The sequence below is a fragment of the Pseudoalteromonas sp. SANK 73390 genome (genome assembly GCF_054966645.1).
In genome coordinates, this window is sequence record NZ_ARPN01000188.1 from 69,925 (window position 1) to 87,301 (window position 17,377).

At 43.8% G+C, this 17,377-nt stretch carries 27 protein-coding genes; 21 read left to right on the plus strand and 6 right to left on the minus strand.

All coding sequences use genetic code 11. From position 1 onward, the window contains the following. Genes SANK73390_RS20785 through SANK73390_RS20795 form a run of 3 tightly spaced genes read right to left on the minus strand, consistent with a single transcriptional unit; the run spans position 1 to position 1,176 of the window. Positions 1–477, minus strand: a complete 477-nt coding sequence (locus SANK73390_RS20785; protein WP_462768225.1) for a hypothetical protein — start codon at positions 475–477, stop codon at positions 1–3. Continuing rightward, positions 470–847: a hypothetical protein gene (locus tag SANK73390_RS20790; RefSeq protein ID WP_462768226.1), complete on the minus strand. Its 378-nt coding sequence runs from the start codon at positions 845–847 to the stop codon at positions 470–472. Before SANK73390_RS20790 ends, SANK73390_RS20785 begins: the two co-directional genes overlap by 8 nt. A gap of 56 nt (positions 848–903) precedes the next feature. Continuing rightward, on the minus strand, positions 904–1,176 hold the full coding sequence (locus tag SANK73390_RS20795) for a helix-turn-helix domain-containing protein (protein ID WP_462768227.1): 273 nt from the start codon (positions 1,174–1,176) through the stop codon (positions 904–906). 128 nt (positions 1,177–1,304) lie between these two features. Here SANK73390_RS20795 and SANK73390_RS20800 point away from each other — a divergent pair, with 128 nt between their 5' ends. Then, positions 1,305–1,751: a helix-turn-helix transcriptional regulator gene (locus SANK73390_RS20800; RefSeq protein WP_462768228.1), complete on the plus strand. Its 447-nt coding sequence runs from the start codon at positions 1,305–1,307 to the stop codon at positions 1,749–1,751. Here SANK73390_RS20800 and SANK73390_RS20805 read toward each other — a convergent pair. The 3 genes from SANK73390_RS20805 to SANK73390_RS20815 form a co-directional block, all read right to left on the minus strand. Beyond that, entirely contained in the window at positions 1,748–2,113 is a 366-nt protein-coding gene (locus SANK73390_RS20805) for a hypothetical protein (RefSeq protein ID WP_462768229.1), read from the minus strand. The two genes, SANK73390_RS20800 and SANK73390_RS20805, sit on opposite strands and share 4 nt — an antisense overlap. A gap of 544 nt (positions 2,114–2,657) precedes the next feature. Next, a complete protein-coding gene (locus SANK73390_RS20810) occupies positions 2,658–2,825 on the minus strand; it encodes a hypothetical protein (RefSeq protein ID WP_462768230.1) in 168 nt (55 codons plus the stop codon). Between the two features lie 69 nt (positions 2,826–2,894). Beyond that, on the minus strand, positions 2,895–3,110 hold the full coding sequence (locus tag SANK73390_RS20815) for a hypothetical protein (protein ID WP_462768231.1): 216 nt from the start codon (positions 3,108–3,110) through the stop codon (positions 2,895–2,897). A gap of 323 nt (positions 3,111–3,433) precedes the next feature. Between SANK73390_RS20815 and SANK73390_RS20820 the strand changes: the two genes are divergently transcribed. From SANK73390_RS20820 to SANK73390_RS20915, 20 genes are all read left to right on the plus strand, one after another. Then, on the plus strand, positions 3,434–3,850 hold the full coding sequence (locus SANK73390_RS20820; protein ID WP_462768232.1) for a DUF4124 domain-containing protein: 417 nt from the start codon (positions 3,434–3,436) through the stop codon (positions 3,848–3,850). A gap of 84 nt (positions 3,851–3,934) precedes the next feature. Then, positions 3,935–4,522: a glycosyl hydrolase 108 family protein gene (locus SANK73390_RS20825; RefSeq protein WP_462768233.1), complete on the plus strand. Its 588-nt coding sequence runs from the start codon at positions 3,935–3,937 to the stop codon at positions 4,520–4,522. Next, positions 4,515–4,778, plus strand: a complete 264-nt coding sequence (locus SANK73390_RS20830) for a hypothetical protein (RefSeq protein WP_190367137.1) — start codon at positions 4,515–4,517, stop codon at positions 4,776–4,778. The genes SANK73390_RS20825 and SANK73390_RS20830 overlap by 8 nt, the downstream gene beginning before the upstream one ends. Continuing rightward, positions 4,768–5,190, plus strand: coding sequence for a 3TM-type holin (locus SANK73390_RS20835; RefSeq protein ID WP_462768234.1), 423 nt, complete (start codon positions 4,768–4,770; stop codon positions 5,188–5,190). The genes SANK73390_RS20830 and SANK73390_RS20835 overlap by 11 nt, the downstream gene beginning before the upstream one ends. Beyond that, complete coding sequence (locus SANK73390_RS20840) at positions 5,177–5,401, plus strand: TraR/DksA C4-type zinc finger protein (RefSeq protein ID WP_462768235.1); 225 nt, start codon at positions 5,177–5,179, stop codon at positions 5,399–5,401. The genes SANK73390_RS20835 and SANK73390_RS20840 overlap by 14 nt, the downstream gene beginning before the upstream one ends. Continuing rightward, positions 5,401–5,715: a DUF2730 family protein gene (locus SANK73390_RS20845; RefSeq protein WP_462768236.1), complete on the plus strand. Its 315-nt coding sequence runs from the start codon at positions 5,401–5,403 to the stop codon at positions 5,713–5,715. The genes SANK73390_RS20840 and SANK73390_RS20845 overlap by 1 nt, the downstream gene beginning before the upstream one ends. Beyond that, on the plus strand, positions 5,702–6,004 hold the full coding sequence (locus tag SANK73390_RS20850) for a VpaChn25_0724 family phage protein (protein WP_462768237.1): 303 nt from the start codon (positions 5,702–5,704) through the stop codon (positions 6,002–6,004). The genes SANK73390_RS20845 and SANK73390_RS20850 overlap by 14 nt, the downstream gene beginning before the upstream one ends. Further along, positions 6,004–6,585 (plus strand): DUF3486 family protein, encoded by a 582-nt coding sequence (locus SANK73390_RS20855; protein WP_462768238.1) that lies wholly within the window; start codon positions 6,004–6,006, stop codon positions 6,583–6,585. Before SANK73390_RS20850 ends, SANK73390_RS20855 begins: the two co-directional genes overlap by 1 nt. Beyond that, positions 6,585–8,252 (plus strand): terminase large subunit domain-containing protein, encoded by a 1,668-nt coding sequence (locus SANK73390_RS20860; protein WP_462768239.1) that lies wholly within the window; start codon positions 6,585–6,587, stop codon positions 8,250–8,252. Before SANK73390_RS20855 ends, SANK73390_RS20860 begins: the two co-directional genes overlap by 1 nt. Then, a complete protein-coding gene (locus tag SANK73390_RS20865; protein ID WP_462768240.1) occupies positions 8,252–8,407 on the plus strand; it encodes a hypothetical protein in 156 nt (51 codons plus the stop codon). The genes SANK73390_RS20860 and SANK73390_RS20865 overlap by 1 nt, the downstream gene beginning before the upstream one ends. After that, positions 8,401–9,954 (plus strand): DUF935 domain-containing protein, encoded by a 1,554-nt coding sequence (locus tag SANK73390_RS20870; RefSeq protein ID WP_462768241.1) that lies wholly within the window; start codon positions 8,401–8,403, stop codon positions 9,952–9,954. The genes SANK73390_RS20865 and SANK73390_RS20870 overlap by 7 nt, the downstream gene beginning before the upstream one ends. Beyond that, entirely contained in the window at positions 9,947–11,293 is a 1,347-nt protein-coding gene (locus tag SANK73390_RS20875; RefSeq protein WP_462768242.1) for a phage head morphogenesis protein, read from the plus strand. The genes SANK73390_RS20870 and SANK73390_RS20875 overlap by 8 nt, the downstream gene beginning before the upstream one ends. Positions 11,294–11,397: 104 nt before the next feature. Next, complete coding sequence (locus SANK73390_RS20880; RefSeq protein WP_462768243.1) at positions 11,398–11,856, plus strand: phage virion morphogenesis protein; 459 nt, start codon at positions 11,398–11,400, stop codon at positions 11,854–11,856. 380 nt (positions 11,857–12,236) lie between these two features. After that, positions 12,237–13,070 (plus strand): hypothetical protein, encoded by an 834-nt coding sequence (locus SANK73390_RS20885; protein ID WP_462768244.1) that lies wholly within the window; start codon positions 12,237–12,239, stop codon positions 13,068–13,070. Positions 13,071–13,118: 48 nt separating this feature from the next. After that, on the plus strand, positions 13,119–13,358 hold the full coding sequence (locus SANK73390_RS20890; RefSeq protein WP_462768245.1) for a hypothetical protein: 240 nt from the start codon (positions 13,119–13,121) through the stop codon (positions 13,356–13,358). Then, the gene (locus SANK73390_RS20895) at positions 13,355–13,810 is read left to right on the plus strand and encodes a hypothetical protein (protein WP_462768246.1); all 456 of its coding nucleotides are present in this window, start codon (positions 13,355–13,357) and stop codon (positions 13,808–13,810) included. Before SANK73390_RS20890 ends, SANK73390_RS20895 begins: the two co-directional genes overlap by 4 nt. A gap of 46 nt (positions 13,811–13,856) precedes the next feature. After that, the gene (locus SANK73390_RS20900) at positions 13,857–14,792 is read left to right on the plus strand and encodes a hypothetical protein (protein ID WP_462768247.1); all 936 of its coding nucleotides are present in this window, start codon (positions 13,857–13,859) and stop codon (positions 14,790–14,792) included. An 84-nt stretch (positions 14,793–14,876) separates the two neighbouring features. Beyond that, positions 14,877–15,986 carry a phage protease gene (locus SANK73390_RS20905; protein WP_462768248.1) on the plus strand — a complete coding sequence of 370 codons (1,110 nt, stop codon included), beginning with the start codon at positions 14,877–14,879 and terminating at the stop codon, positions 15,984–15,986. Beyond that, positions 15,986–16,900, plus strand: coding sequence for a Mu-like prophage major head subunit gpT family protein (locus tag SANK73390_RS20910; protein ID WP_462768249.1), 915 nt, complete (start codon positions 15,986–15,988; stop codon positions 16,898–16,900). The genes SANK73390_RS20905 and SANK73390_RS20910 overlap by 1 nt, the downstream gene beginning before the upstream one ends. A gap of 47 nt (positions 16,901–16,947) precedes the next feature. Beyond that, on the plus strand, positions 16,948–17,376 hold the full coding sequence (locus tag SANK73390_RS20915; RefSeq protein WP_462768250.1) for an HI1506-related protein: 429 nt from the start codon (positions 16,948–16,950) through the stop codon (positions 17,374–17,376). The last annotated feature ends 1 nt before the right edge of the window (position 17,377 follow it).

Sequence of the window (17,377 nt, forward strand, 5' to 3'; positions counted from 1 at the left end):
CTAAATAAGGGGTTGTTGAGGGTCGTCGAGCTTTTCAGCTTCGAGCTTGTGATAAGCTAAATCTTGCATAAGTAATAAAAGTTGGTCGGCCACATGCTGGGCATTACCACCGCCTTCCTCAAGCTGCATCACCATACCAATTACTTGATTAGCAAATTGGTTTAGGTGGTTGAGCGTAGGCATAGATGGCTTTTTACCTTTTGGCATATCAATCAGTAGTTTGTCTAAACTGTGTGCCATATATTGCAATGGGTATTCTTTGCCTGTAGCCGCCATAAAAGGGATAAGTAGGCTGGCTGGCATATCACCATTGCCTAAGTATTTATAGAGTGAGTCTGAGCTAACCCCGGTGCGGTCTGCAATACGTGCCACACTCATGTTACGAGTTGCTTGTGCATGCTCTTTACATATTTGTAGTGACTCCGGCAAGCTACGGGTGACAATACGTGCCCATTGACGGCGTTTTGGCTTAGTCATGGCAACCTCCATTTTGCAAGCGTTGAGGTGCAAAAACCTCATTCCAAAAACAAACTTTTTTTGGAACTTCACAAACGCTGATCGCACTGGCTAGAATTTGATCATCTTGAAAACGGGGGATCAAACCATGCAAACCAACTATGTTAGTTACCAGTTTAATAATTGCCTTGAGTGGCTGTGTATTGACGATAAACCTAATACTGTTACACATGTTCAAACAAACGCATTTGAACTGCGCCAATTGCTCACTGAGCTGGGCTGCTACTCTCACATTGAGCGTAGGGTTGTAGTTGATAGACTGTACAAACAACAAAACGCGGCTTTGTTTGCATTGATTGCGTTGTGCTACGCAAAAGCAGATGTTGTCCATTGTTTGGCTCCTGTAAGTTCTGTAACTCAAATGATGATTAGTTGGTTACTCAGCCCTTACGAGGCCAAAAGTTGTTGTAGCATCGCAACGCCATGCTTGCGGTCATCACCTTTTAATACCAGTGGGGTGTGATAGCCCTTGGTGTCAGGAAACACCACCTCAATAGGCTTTTTGATGATTTTACAAATTGCATTAGCAATACGGCGTGATTGCGTATGGCCGCAAACAACGCCAGATACAGACGCTAAATTAACGCCTAGCGCTTCAGCTATCATTGACAAGGAATAACCCTCCTCTGTAATGGCTGCTTTAATTTCGTGAGGTTTCATAGTAATCTACCTTTTTTGAATGAACCCTTTTGTGATGTTTTGGCGAACGGTAAACAAAAGGGTTTGGTTAAAGTTCGAGTACAGTATAGTTATCATATTTGATAACTGTCAATTGGTAATTATCACATATGATAACTTTTCTAAAGCAAGAGCGAGAAAGGCTAGGACTTACTCAAGCCGAAGTTGCGTTAAAAATTGGAGTAGGAAAAGCAACCTATGTAAGGTGGGAGCAAGGTAGCCCTGTACCATCAGATAAATTAGCGGAATTAAACACGCTTGGTTTTGATATACTTTTCATTGTTACTGGCAATAGACAAGATTTACGCATAGTTGATAATGAATTAAGTATCCAACGTGCGGTAGAGGTAGCGGTATGTGCGGCTGAAGATGCTATTTTGGCAGTATATCAGGCTAAGAAAGTACAGAAGAAGCTAGATAATATTGGTAGCCTAGACGCCATAAAGAACCTTACACTTATTTTAAAGAGTGTTAAGATCTTGGCTGAAGCTGAGCTTTCCGGTGAATTGAAAACAGATTTGTTGCATGAAGAGCTTTCAAAAGCTGAAAGCTCTTAGTGTGGTTTCATTTTTTTCAGTAATTTTTCTTTTTCTTCAGCCATATTTAAAATATTTAATCGCTCAAGTTGTCTTAATAGCTTTCTTCGTTCATAGATGAATTCAATACTATAAAGTTGCACTTCATCGTCACTGGCGTCCTCCATTAAAAGCTCAAGTATTTGCGACTTTAGAAGTAGGTTAGCGCTTTCTTGAAGTGCTGATCTTTGTGCAAAACTAGCAATACTCGTTACATTGTCATTAGCATGAACAACCTTGATTCCAGCGTGAGTAGCCAAATGTAAATTCTGGTTCATGCAAATAACAAATGAAATACTCATTAACAAAAATAAGAATATAGAAAGTACAAATATAAAACTCACTCCGCTCTCCTCCTAGTTGGAATGTAGTCTTTCAACCTCATAACGGGGTACAGACTTAAAGCACAAGCTGATAAAACATTCAAACTAACTATTGTAAAACTGTAAGCTTCTCTCAACAGCTCAGAATTAAACATTACATGATCTATATACCTAATCATTTGACAGGCTATAGACACAACACCCATGTAGCATATTGCTCTAGTTACTTTAGAAAACCGACAACATTTCCACTTATGGACTTGAAAAATAACTAAAATTGCTAAGAACTCATAAAATGCAAAAAAGAAGTAGTACAGCATACGAGTACTCATAACATCTAGACCCGCATTAATGATCACTTTATCAGCGTGCCAACCAAACGCATGAAACAGTGAAGAAGTAAGAACCAAATAGAATAAAGAATATTCCAACTGCTCGCGCTTATCACTGGTTGGCCTCCCTACGAACATTTGCAATGCACTATTTTTTGAAAAAAATAACAGAGCAATAAGCGCTATTACTTTACTAGTAATAACGCTTATATCGGCAAAGTTTACTATGCCAGTCATCCACCAGTACCCTTACTTTTTAGCTCTGGTGTCTCTTGTATAAACACAGCTCGTTGAACTTGAGGTGGCCCACCGCCACCACCGCCACCACTTGCTGAGGCACCATAAACTAGATGTAATATCCTATGTTCTATGCGTTTATCATCTAACTTTCTTATGTTCACTTTTACAACTCCATTCCAAAAAGAGAGCATAGAATAACACTAATACTAAGTCGTACTTTTTAAACTAGATTAATAAACAGCAAATGGCCCTGTACCACCACCATCCCTTCTTGTAGTTGGCCAAACCCCATCACCCGAAGCAAACGTTAGAGTGCCACCGCCGTCGCTCCCACCACTCCCCAGCAACTGAACTGGCGGGCCACCAACGTCACCACCACTACTTGAACCGCCAAAAACATGGCTGATGGCTTTTTTAGGCAGGGTATTACGTAGTTGCTTTTTCATTTGAACGTCTCAAATATCAAATTTGTGATAGTTACAAACTCAGCAGAAGGAAGTTGATACAACATCCTGTTGCTAGATTGGTTACTAATCCATTAACCAAACTATAACACTATACCAAATATTTAGTATAGTGTTTGGTCAAGGTTTTTATGAAAAAATTCATTCTACACCCTGATTTATATAGACCTGCTGCCTCGATTTCTTAAATTACTTATGTAAATTCGCTATAATCACTCGGCTTAAGGTACACTTTGTATTAACATTTCTACGTTTAGGTTTATTAGTGCTTATGCTTACTAAAGGCTTTCAAATAAGGAAATAATATGAAATGTATACTTGCTACTTTTATCACGCTTATAAGTTTTTCTTCTTATGGGTTAGAAGTTTACAAATGCTCTATCGATGGAGTAACTACCTATAGCGATACACCATGCTCACGGGCAGCTGAACAGGTTAAAATTAGAAGTAACTCAGCCAGTTCAAGACCTAGCGATAAAGCCGTTTTAAATTCTTGCCATGACTACATTAAAAATGTCCACCCGTGGAAAGACCCTGATTCGGTTAAAGTTGTTTCACATTGGAAAAGCTGGGTGCACGATAAAAGTGGAGCAAGACAAATTATGACACTTGAAGTAAAAGCTAAAAACAGCTTTGGCGCTTACGATGGTACTAGCTTAGTTAAATGCTTTTTAAACCACAATGGTACTGGCCTGAGCACGGTCCAGAGATATATTAACTAGCCCTCTGCATTTATTAACCCAGTTTAAAATTCATCCCATCACGATTTAGGCACTCTATAGCAAACCAAATGCTACGGGTGCCGTATGACACTACCCAATCTAAATTACTTTAAACAAAAGCCAGCGATTAAAACCGCGCTTGCTACTTACTCGCTGCAATTTGCTGATGCCATTTTACCAATTCTGTACTTAGAGGGCGGCTTAAATGCTGACGGCGGTTTAAATGATGTAGCCAGTGACCGTGGCGAACTCACTAAATTTGGTATTAGTCAGCGAGCCTACCCGCACCTTGATATTGCAAACCTATCGCTTGCACAGGCTGTACGCCTGTATCACCGCGATTACTGGCGGCCCATGCAATGCAGCGAGCTAAATATGGGTGTTGCTTTAATGCTACTTGATGGCGCAGTACAACACGGTGTGTCGAGTATGACCATGTTGGTACAGCGATATGTTGGCGCTAAGCCTGATGGCCGCTTTGGCCCGCTTACGTTAAAAGCCTGCCATGGTGTTTTGCCAATGCAGCTATGTGTTGGCTTGAGCCTAAAGCGCGCCCGTAAATACGCCCGTATTTGTGCGAATGACACAACCCAAACCCCTAATTTAAACGGCTGGTACAACCGCATAGAGCACATTACTGAGCGCGCAATTGCGGGAGTAAGTCATGGGTAAGAATTGGGAGTGGTCGCGCGAACAAGGCCGAATTAAGCGCCTTGAAGCGGAAGTACAAGCACGTTTAAACGAGCAACCGTTTGATGTTAATAACGTGCCGCTACACAGCCATGATGGCACCTACCAAAGCATGTTCAATGAAGGCTGGCATTCGGTTTTAGAAATTGACATACGCTTACGTGTTGATGCTGTGCGCACGTTTCAATATACAAGCAAACGCGTTGCAAAACGCTTTGGGGTAAGTCATGGCTATTAACTGGCTCAACCTTGGCTCTACTGTTGGCGGCTTAATTGACGACTTACATACATCAGATGAAGAGCGCCAAAAATTAAACAACGAGCTGATACAAATCGAAAACAGCTACAACAGTAAGTTGCTACAAAGTCAGCAAGCATTATTAGCGGCTCAAACCCAAATTATTACCGCAGAAGCGCAAGGCCATAGTTGGCTACAGCGCAATTGGCGGCCAATCACCATGCTCACATTTTTAATTTTAATTACTGCTGATTGCTTAGGCTGGCTTGAGTATCGCTTAAGCGAGCAGGCATGGGATTTATTAAAACTCGGACTAGGTGGCTATGTTATTGGCCGCTCAGTTGAAAAAGCCATCCCCGCTGTGGGTCAAGTTGTAGACAAAGTAAAAGGTAAATCTAATGGACATCGTTGACGATGCACAGCGCATTGCTGAACAAGATTTAGAGCGCGCGCTCAACAAAAACAAGGCCCATTTTGTGGGGCAAGATGTGGATTTTATGCATTGTCTAGAATGCGAAGTTGAAATCCCAAAAGCACGGCGAGACGCAATACATAGCTGCAAATACTGCGTTGATTGCCAAGAGCTATTAGAGCGTGCAGCAAGGCACTATAGGAAGCCGTGATGGAATTTATATTGGAATGGTGGAAACAAATGCTAGCCATTGGCGTAGTCATTGTTAGCGCTGGGGCCATTGCATGGCTACGGGCAACCTTTGTGAGTAGAAAAGCACATGATGCATTAGAGCTACGTGTCAGCAATGTTGAGCAAACCGTTAATGACCTACCCAGTGCAGATGATATGCATGACCTAGACAAACGACTAGTTGATGTAGGAGGCAAAATAGATGCGCTCTCATCTCAGTTAGCCACCTTGCAAAACACAACTTCCCTATTAATGGAAAACGAACTCAGAGGTACGCGCAATGGCGATGCATGAAGTACAAGCAGAACACCAACGGATCACAATATTGATCGCACTTAAAGACTCCGCAGATTATGGCGCTAACACCAGTATGCTTGCCGATGTACTGGCCCGTTATGCGCTTGGATGCAGCCGCGACCAGCTAAAAACCCAGCTCAATTGGTTAGAGCAAAATAGCTATGTAACGCTCGATAGGCTGACGGACAACACATGGGTTGCCCGCATTACACAAAACGGCATTGATGTGGCCGAAGGTAAAAGCATAGTACCCGGCATAAAACGCCCAGCGCCGAGAGGTTTGTAATGACAGACAAGGTACGGCGCTCTAAGCCCAGTAAAATTGACATGTTGCCCGACAACATCAAAAAGATGCTTGATGAAATGCTACGAGATTCAGGCAATTCACAAGCAGATATTTTAGATGAAATTAATAAATTGGTTCTTGATGCGGGGCTTGATGAAGAGGCAACTATCAGTCGTTCTGGCCTTTCCCGCCATGCTCAAAAACACGAAGCCATAGCAAACCAGCTAAGAGAAACCCGCGCAGCTACCTCTGCGCTCGTTGCTGAACTGGGTGATAAACCTATGGGTGAAACATCAAAGCTTGTGCTTGAAATGGGCCGCACTCAGTTGTTTAAAGCGATGCAAAAGCAACTGATGAACCCAGACGAAAACGCCGAGATAGACGTGGGTATGATCAAAGAGGTGATGCTCAGTATTCAGCGCCTTGAAACCACCGCCATGCACGTACATAAACGTGAGAAAGACATACGTAAGGCGTTTGCAGAAGAAGCCGCTGCTAAGGCGGAAGAAAGCGCAATTCAAGCAGGGTTAACCGCAGAAGGTGCCCAACAAATCAAAAACCAGATTTTAGGCATTGTGTAATGGCTGCAAAGGTAGATAAGAAAACACAAGCGAAGGTTCAGCAACAAGAAGTTGTTGCCGAGATTGCGTTATCCGAGTATCAAAAAACGGTTGAAAAATGCGACAAAATTGAACAACGTTTTGGCTTACCTACCTATATTCCATTTGACCCCAGCGAACTACTACTAGGCTATCAAAAACGTTGGATTGCTGACCAATCGCCTCTAAAGGTTGCAGAAAAAAGCCGCCGAACAGGCATTACATGGGCCGAAGCGGCTGACGCGGTATTAGAGGCCAGCAAAAACAAAGATGCGTTTGGCACCAATCACTTTTACGTAGGCTCGAACAAAGAGATGGCCCGCGAATTTATTGAAGCCGCTGCCATGTGGGCCAAGGCGTTTAATAAAGCGGCGGGTGATATTCATGAAGAAATATTCATTGATGATGGGCAAGAAGGCAAAGAGATTTTAACGTTTGTTATTCACTTTGCCAGCGGCTTTAAAATTCAAGCGTTGAGTTCTAACCCCGCTAATCTGCGCGGTATGCAAGGCAATGTAACCATTGATGAGGCGGCATTTCATGAGCGCTTAGCCGAAGTACTCAAAGCCGCCTTAGCACTGACTATGTGGGGCGCAAAAGTGAGGCTTATTAGTACGCACAATGGTATCGACAATCAGTTTAATGAGCTTATTCAAGACAGCCGCGCAGGCAGAAAACGCTATTCGGTTCACACCATCACTATAGAAGATGCTTGCCGTGAGGGCTTGTACCAGCGTATATGCCAAAGGCAACGTAAACAATGGACCGTTGAAGCCCAGAGCAAATGGATTGATGACCTTATAAACGACACTGCAAGCGAAGAAGATGCTCGCGAAGAATACTTTTGCGAACCTAAAAAAGGCGGCGGCGCGTATATACCCCGCGTATTAATTGAAGCGGCTATGACCAAAGGCATCCCCATTGTTCAGTATGAAGCGCCCAGCGACTTTATGAGCTGGACCGATGAATACCGCAAAACCGAGATTGACGCATGGTTAAAAGAGTATATCGATCCACTGCTTAAGCAATTAAACCCAACGCTAAATCATAGCCTTGGGGAAGACTTTGCCCGCCGTGGCGATTTAACCGTATTTGTGCCGCTAGAGATAGGCAAAGACTTATCAAAGCGTGTGCCCTTTGTGGTTGAGCTAACTAACCTCACCTATGATATGCAGCGTCATATTATGTTGCATATCGCCACACGCTTACCCCGTTTGCAAGGTATGGCCTTTGATGCCACGGGTAACGGTGGGTACTTAGCAGAAGCCGCAGCTTTACACTTTGGCACCGAAATGGTCGAGCAAGTCATGCTAAACGATCCGTGGTATAGGGAGTGGATGCCCAAGCTTAAGGCTGAGTTTGAAGACCAAAACATTCAAGTACCTAAACACCAAGATATTTTAGGTGACTTACAAAAGATCTCTGTCCGCAATGGCACCCCAAAAATAGATAAGGGCTCTGATAAAGGCTCTGATGGTCGCCAACGTCACGGCGACTTTGCCGTAGGCTTAGCAATGGCTGTACGCGCCGCTTGGATGGATGGCAGCGCCATTGAATTTACCCCACTTCCCAATAAACACGATGCTAAAAACAACTCTGATTTTAACTACAGCGATTTAGGGGCCTATCAAGGCGGGGGGTGTTGGTAATGCGCTTTCGTATTCACTACCAATACATTTTTACCGCATATGACGAATATGTAGATATCGAAGCCAAAAACCGCAAAGCCGCTGAAGCGTATGCAATGACACTTGATGTGTACGTTGTATCCATTAAACCCATTTTAAGAGTAAAACCATGCTAGTAGACATATACGGCAACCCACTACGCGCTGAAAAGCTAAACCAAACACAGACCGAAGAAAACAGCCAAGTAGCTATGCTACTTAAGCAGTTCGCTGAGCACCCGACACAAGGGCTTACGCCTGCTAAATTAGCAAGCCTACTGCGTGAGGCTGAAGAGGGCAGCTTGGCTGCCATGGCTGATTTAGCAAAGGATGTTGAAGACAAGGACGGCCATATTAGTTGTGAACTCGGCAAGCGCCGCCGCGCCATATTAGGTTTTGAATGGAATATAAAGCCACCGCGTAACGCCTCTAAAGATGAACAACGTGATGCGGATATGTTGGCCGACCTGTTAGACGATGCCACATGGTTTTATGACTTTTTGTTTGATCTAACCGATGCAATGCTCAAGGGGTTTAGTGCCAACGAACTGAAATGGGACTATGTTGAAAAACAGCAAATAGTTACGGGCTATACCTATCGTGACCAAAACATATTTAAAACCCATCCAGATAACTTTAATCGCATTGTTTTAAATGACCAAAGCCATGAGGGTGAAGCTTTAAACCCCTTTGGCTGGGCGTTACATATTCATAAATCAAAGTCGGGTTATGTGCATAGAACGGGCTTACTGTCTGTCTTGGCATGGCCGTTTTTGTTTAAAAACTACAGTGTGCGCGACCTTGCCGAATTTTTAGAAATTTACGGCTTGCCCGTTCGCGTGGGTAAATACCCAAGCGGTGCCAGCGATGAAGAAAAGGCCACGTTACTTAGAGCTGTGATGGCCATTGGCCATAATGCCGGGGGGATTATTCCCAGAGGCATGGAGATTGATTTTCAAAGTGCAGCGAATGGTCAGGCCGACCCATTCGAGAGTATGATCCGTTGGTGTGAGCTTACGCAATCAAAAGTGATCTTAGGCGGCACACTCACTAGCCAAGCTGATGGCAAAACCAGCACCAATGCCCTTGGTAACGTACATCAAGAGGTGAAAGAAGACATTACGCTAAGCGACTTACACCAACTTGAACAAACCATAAGTCGTGACCTGATTTTACCCCTGTACGCACTCAACGGTAAAAGTTACAACGGCAACCGCCGCTTACCCCGTTTTGAGTTTGACACCTCTACCAGTGATGAAATGCGTGACTTTGCACCACCACTTAAAGACTTAGTAACTACTGGATTAAAAGTGCCACAGAGCTGGGTACATGAGCGCTTAAATATTCCTGAAGCCAAAGATGGCGAAGCAATACTTTCGCTCACCAATGATGAGCAACAGAACCCAGCCGCGCTTAATACCGCCATTGCCGCGCTTAACACCGAATACAAAAACCGTGATAATCAAAACGCGCTAGATGAAGCATTAAACGCCATTACAAATGGTGACATGCGCGACGAATATAAAGCCACGCTGCAACCGCTGCTAAACAAGCTCAACCAAAGCAGCGATTTAGCTGCAATTGAGCTTGCCGAGCTTTACCCAACGCTTGACCAAGATGCTTTAACCGAGCTGCTTACCCGCTTGTTCTTTGTCAGTGAACTATGGGGCACAATCAATGAATAGCGCCCATATTAGTGCCGCTTTTGAGCGCGCCCCTGTTGATGCAGTCTCCTATTTTAGAGCTAAGGGTTACGCCATTAGCAATGAATGGCACGATATGCTAACCGTTGCCCACAGCAAGGCGTTTACCGTTGCGCGAGTGCAACGCATGGACGTACTCGAAACCATACGCAAATACACCGACAAAGCCCTATCCGAGGGCTTAACAGCAAAGCAGTTTAATGACGGCCTAACCCCAGAGCTGCAAAAGCACGGTTGGTGGGGCAAGGTTAAAAACGAGCAAGGCGATACCATTCAACTGGGCAGCCCGTATCGCTTAAACACCATTTACCGTACTAATATGCAAACGGCTTATATGGCTGGGCGCTACCGCCGCTTACTCGCTCGCGCTAAAACCCACCCTTACTGGCAGTACATTGCCATAGATGATGGGCAAACAAGGCCAGAGCACAGACTATTAAATGGCAAGGTATTTCGGTTTGACGACCCTGTTTGGCTAACTATATTCCCACCCAATGGCTGGGGCTGTCGTTGCCGCGTTCGCGCGCTCACAGCGGCACAAGTAAAAGCCCGTGGCATAACGGTTGAAAACGGTGAAAACTATGTACAACAATTCGATGCTGAAATTGTTAGCCGTGAGTCTGGCGAGGTTAAAACCGTGCCCCATGCACGATTAAAATTGCCCAGTGGCGATGTAATGTCCCCAGACATTGGCTGGGCTTATTCACCGGGGCAATCAGCGTTTGGTACAGACATGGCCGTGGCCCAAAAGCTCGGCAAAGTTGAAGATGTACAGCTACGTGCTGAGACTATTCAAGCACTCAACAACAGCGATGAACGAGCCAAAGCCTTTGAATTATGGACCCGTAAAAGCATTGAGCGTATCGAGCGCTATCAAGCCGCAAAGTTTGCTAAAGACAAACAAGGGCTTAGGGAATTTGGCCCACGGCCACAGCATAAAACCGTGGTGAGCTTTCTTGATGACGAGATAAACCAAAAGCTTGTAGATAAAGGCATTGATGCAGTTCGAACGCTTATTTTATCTGAGCGCGCACTCGCCCATGCACACAGTGAAAAACACCAAGCCAGCGGCCAAGCACTTGCTATTAACGAGTACGCCAGCTTAAGTGCATGGATAAACACCAGCGCTGCACAAGTGCTTTGGGAGCCTGCACGCAACGAGGTGCTATACATCGTCAATCAAGGCGTACAATCCATAAAAGTGGTTGTAAGGTTTGAAGATAAAGGCGCGCAGTTAGATACGGTTATCAATGTATTTAAAGTTGAAAGCTCAGCAATTGAGCAAGGTGAAATTGGGGGCTTGTATGAAAGGTGGCGATAGGGTGAGACTCGAACTCACATCATATATGTGTTGCATATAACCGTTACCCGTTGGAAACACTACCACCACCAACAATTATTACTCAACTAACTAGTGATTACAATATGACCAGCAAAATAGCCATACTCACGCACGGCGATGCAACCCAAGTACTCAACGAGATAGCTGCAAAGTTTAACGACCTCAGCGAGCCAATGAACGAAATAGCCGCAATTTTAGAGGGCGCAACAGAAGACGCCTTTGCCCAAGAGCGCAGCCCTGTTACAGGCGAAGCATGGCCAGCACTTAGCGAAAACTACCTAAAACAAAACCCCAAACGTGTTGGCGGGCAAATGCTACAGCTAAGCGCTGGCGGCTTAGCAGCCAGCATAGCTGCCGATAGCGGCGCGTTATGGGCACAGATAAGCAGCAATAAGCCTTACGCCGCTATTCATAATTTTGGCGGTTTGCCAGAAATGGCTCCTGGGCCTGCTGCGATAGACCAGCGGCAATATCTGGGAGTAAGCCCCGATGAGGAAACTAATATTTTGGACACTCTCAGCAACTATTTTACCGAAAACTAAAAAACGCCTCAGAAGCCCTCTGAGGCGTTTACTGATGTATAAGTGCTAGCGATGGGTGTTGTTGTAGGTGATATGAGCATTAAAGGCGTTTAGAAACGTTTCTAAAATGATGAAAAGGGCATTTACTCAAAGAAATTTATTATTTTTTTTAATATTTAAATATGAATCTATTCATATGAATTGAATAGACAATTTGGTCGCTCAAGCTTTTTACTAAACCAAAACCTATGCCTATGTCTAATTTGGGCTAGAGACTTTTATCATATATTCCGATAAAGTGTGCGCAAAATGTATTAAGGACGGTACGTTTTAAACTTCAATGTTTGTGCCTACCTCAATGCAAAAATTTAAGCTCACATATAAAAAATAAGATAATCAATATGGAAAAAGTTGTATTACGATTTGACGGTGAAGCACTTGAAGAACATTCAATGGATTTAGGTGTTTTAGCTGAATCATTAGCAGGATTAGACGCACTGATTAAAGAAGTGCACGAATCACTAAACGGTTCAAATGATGACTTACAAATTCAAGTCCAAGGTGGGTTTGAGGAAGGGTCATTTGAATTTATTTTAAACGTCATAGAATCAACTGATATTAGCACACTATCAGCTATCGGATTTGGCGCTCCTGCTCTTGCAGGAGGTATTGTTGGAGCTTTGAAGTGGCTACAAGGTGAAACTATTGATCGGCTTGCACATCACACTGATGGCCACTGCATCATAGCTAAAGAAGATGGTTCAACATTGCAGGTCGATGGTTTTTTACGAAATGCAATAGCATCTCCTACAATAAGAACAGCATTCAACAAGTTTGTTCAAAAACCTCTTAACAAAGAAGGTATACAGGTCCTAGAGGTCATTCGTGGAGATTCTGAATCGCGTGAAGTAATCGTCGATATAGAAAAAGAGGATTCTGCAAGTTTTAGAGCACAGCGCTACCCTGTAAAAGAGCAAACGATGGAAGACGAAATACATGACAACGTACGTGTTACCTTTTTATCAGTGCATAAAGATAAACAGAAAAACTGGCGTATTAACTATGATGATCAAGATTTAACTGTCACGATGCAAGATGCCAGCTTTATTAGACATGTTCAGGGCGGGATGGGCGAAGCCGTTTTTGACGATGCATACAGAGTCAAGCTTGTTGCCCAATACAAGCGAAACAGTACCACTGAGAAAAACTGGTTTATTGAAGAAGTGTACTTGTAAATTACTTAATGAGAGAACTGAAACATGAACATTAAAGGAGGGAGTTAAATGCATGATAAAATAGCTCTATTAGTGCTTGTAGTAGCATTAGCTCCTTTCATTTATTGGGGAGCGAAAATCATAGTATACACACTACTATGTAAATTCTTTGGTGTAGTAGTCACATTCAAAGAAAACGTCAATGGTGTGGAAAAGACACGAAAAGTCAGAGTTAGCGAAAAAACGCCGTATGAGGATTTGCTTGCTCTACATAAAAAAATTGAAAAGCAAGATAGAGAGTGTCGATGAAAAAAGTGTCATCTATCGCAAATACAAGCGCTTCTCTCATTGGTGGCGTTGCACTGTACGCAGCCCAAGACATTCCTAATGAAAGTGTGCAGCAAGTGGTTATTACCTTCATTCCCGCCTTCACGCTATTCGTAGCACACTGTTTAAAATTGATTGGTAACTTAGGAACTCTAAATGGATTCAAGTTTTTGTTCAACAAATCAAACAGCAAACAACTAGAACTTTTTAGAGAAGTACTAAACGACCCTCTCGTTAGCGATGAGAAAAAAAATGAATATCAAGCTATGTACGAACAAGCATTAGATATGAAAATAAAGATCCGTGCTGATGACACACAAGACTTTGCTGATATGACATCTTCAGCTAGGGAAGCATTCAAAACTCAATTGAGTACTGATTACAAAGACAACCCTGATTTAAAACAGCCTGAAGTAAGAAAAGAAGACACCTAGCCGCCCCTCACGAATATAACCACACCTTTAATAGGAATATTCTAAAATGGCAACGCCCCATAAAGAATTACATATATCAAATCAGCAAGAGCAGAATGAAGAAAGCTCTCTCGAAAGCTTTTCTAAAGTAGTTAGACACGCAATGTGGGTGATTCCCTCAATCGCATTCATTTTTTCCTCGTTCTTTGTTCTTATCTACTATCAAGGGTTCGAACAACTATTTCCTGTACGCTATGACGCCAAAAATTGGGAATCATTGCGTGGTCAATTTGGTGCGCTTGGTGACTTCTTTGGTGGGATGCTAAACCCCTTACTTACCTTCTGTACCATCTTAATGCTTATATTCTCTTTGCTTCTACAAATGAAGGAGCTTAAAGCTAGCCGATTAGAGTTGAAAAGAACACGGGAATCACAGGAGGCAATGAGTCTTGAAGCGTCAAACCAAACCAACATAAATGTACAACTTGTTGAAGCTACACGAGCACAAACAAATATAATAGAGCAGCAAATATCCGTACAAAGAGAAAACGCCTCATATGAAAGAGTCAATTACTTAGTTGAAATCTTGCATAATGAGGAAGGAAAGATACAAAGCCTTCTAAACAAGCCATTTCCTAATAAAGAACTTAGACTTCGCGCCCGAACTTTTAAAGTTACCAGAAAAGCAATGGGCCATGGTGAAGTTTATTCCGCTTTTTATGAAATTGAACAGAGCCTCCTTTTACAGCTTAACGTCATAGAGCAAATCTTAACTAATCACAATCTTGACTATCTTGGAAGAATAACAACATTACTTTATCTATCTAAATTACAAAATGGGTATGATGAGCACGGCTTCTTTGTAAAAAGCCAAGCATTTTATGAAGCAACAGACATCATCAAAATCATAATAGACAAACTTGAACCTAATAGTTCAGAACAACAGCAACTCTCAACGTTACTAAACAGACTGAAAAAAGAGCATTTAGCGCCTTTTGAATAAGCTGTATTTATTAACCCAGTTTAAAATACACTTCCACTCCAAATCCACATACTGGCACCAAGACAAACATTTTAGTGCCAGAACATGCCAAACACCACAACTGCCCAAAGTCTAGGTTTAGCCATATGCAATGTCACAGCTCTACCTAACGAGCACGGCACTAGTGAGCGCGTTTTAATTATCCCCGATGGTGAATTTGCCAGCCGTGATGGCCGCCCTTTTGATGTGCCTAGCCGTAAATGGCTAATGGATGACATAGCTTTTGCTAATTTGCAGCTCAGCGCAGCGACCCGCAAAAACGACTTCTTGTTTGATTACGAGCACCAAACACTACACAAAGAAAAAAACGGCCAGCCTGCGCCCGCTTCTGGCTGGTTTAAACCCGATGCATTGGAGTATGTACCCGGTGAAGGTGTGTATGCCAAAAACGTGGCATGGACTGATGCCGCACACAAAGCCTTGCTTGCTAAAGAATACCGCTACGTCAGCCCCGTATTTTTATACGACAAGAACACAGGCCGCCCCCTTGTATTACTGCACGTTGCATTAACCAACGACCCAGCATTAACGGGCCTTGATGAAATCGCCGTACTAAACGCCCAATTTTTTACCCAAACCACAGGAACAAGCCCCATGAACGAAGCCCAAAAGCTACTAGCGGCGCTTGGCATTACCGTAACGGGTGATGTCACCGCTGAGCATATTAGCCAAGGTGAAGCCGCTATTGCCGACCTTAACCAAAAAGTAAAAGCCACCGAGAGCAAAGACACACAAATTGCCGTGCTCACCGCACAAGTTGAGCAAGGTTCCAAGCAAGTAGACCTCAGCAAATTTGTACCCGTTGAAGCCTACAACGCGCTTTATGGCCAACTCGCTGCATTGAACACCCAGCACCAAGGCATGACCATTGAAAGCACCATAGATAAAGCCAAGCAAGATGGCCGAGTGGTCGCCTCTGAGGTGGACTATTTAACACAACTGGGCAAGCAAAACGGCTTAGCGGCACTTAACTCTGTGCTTGATAGCCGCAGTCCTATTGCGGCTTTAACCGCTCAACAAGCCCCGGATATACCAAAACCTGACAGCCAGAAAACAGGTGTCGCAGCGCTGTCAACAGAGCATAAATACGCCGCCGACCAATTAGGTATTAGTTACACCGACTATGCCGCGTTACTTAAAGAGGACAACCAATAATGGCCATTGTTACCCCAGCATTATTAACCAGCCTGCAAACGGGCTTTAAAAAGAACTTTCAAGACGGTTTAAGCGAAGCAGAACCACAATACACAGAAATTGCTACGGTGATCCAGTCCAATACCAAGAGCAACACTTACGGCTGGCTTGGCAAATTCCCTTCACTTAAAAAATGGGTCGGTGAACGCCAGCTTGAGTCAATGAAAGCCCACGGCTACACCATTGTGAATGAAGATTTTGAAGGCACTGTCAGTGTAGAGCGTAATGATATAGAAGATGACCAAATTGGCGTCTACGCCCCCCTTATGAAAGAGCTGGGCCGCAGTGCAGGCATTCACCCAGATGAAGTATGTTGGCCATTGCTGCGCGCAGGCTTTACTACTCTTTGCTATGACGGCCAAAACTACTTTGATACTGACCATCTTGTGTATGAAAAAGCAGATGGCACGGGTGCAGTTGAAAGCGTAGCCAATATGGCTGAAGACGGTGCCTACACAGGACCTATCTGGTATGTGATTGATGACTCAAAAGTACTAAAACCCATCATTTTTCAAGAGCGTAAGAAGCCCGTTTTTATCAGCATGACCAAAGTCGATGATGAAGCGGTATTCACTAAAAAACTATTCCGCTACGGCGTGGATTGCCGTGATGCAGCGGGTTTTAGCTTTTGGCAACTGGCCTTTGCCAATAAACGCGCCCTCAATGCCGACAACCTTTGGCACAGCATTAAATCAATGCGCACCTTCACGGCTGATGGTGGCCGCAAATTAGGTATTCGCCCTAGAAAATTAGTTGTACCGCCAGAGCTTGAAGATGTCGCAACCAAGCTACTTGAGCGCGAAATTGAAAACAATAGCTCTAATGAACTCAAAGGCCGCTTAAAGCTGTGCGTGGCTGACTACCTAGACGCTTAACCCAATGCCCCCATCATTTGGGGCCAAAAAATAGGATGGACAATGAAATGGCTAATCAAACAGCTCATACAGTATGTATTTTCAGTCAGCAACCCAATGGCTACCGCCGCGCGGGCCTTACCCTTAATTACGGGCAAAACGATAACGTGCCAGTGTCTGAGCAGCAGCTTGAAGCACTTAAAAAAGACACACGCATTAAAGTGCAAGTGCTTAAAGCGAGTGAAGTTGCTAGTACGGCGCAAAACATGGAGCCACGAGGTGTGGGCAACGATGTAGTTTTGGATCTAAGTAACGCACCAGAAGAGCTTGCACACATCATTGCAGCAATGCACGAGCTAAAGCCAAGCAAAAAGCCCACTGTGGATGAGTTAGCTTTTGAAGTGGATGGCGTTGAAGGTGAGCAAAAACCAACGGCCACGCAACGAGACGATGCTTGGACTTGGTATCAGAGCAACGTTGTTAACGCGGAGCAATAAC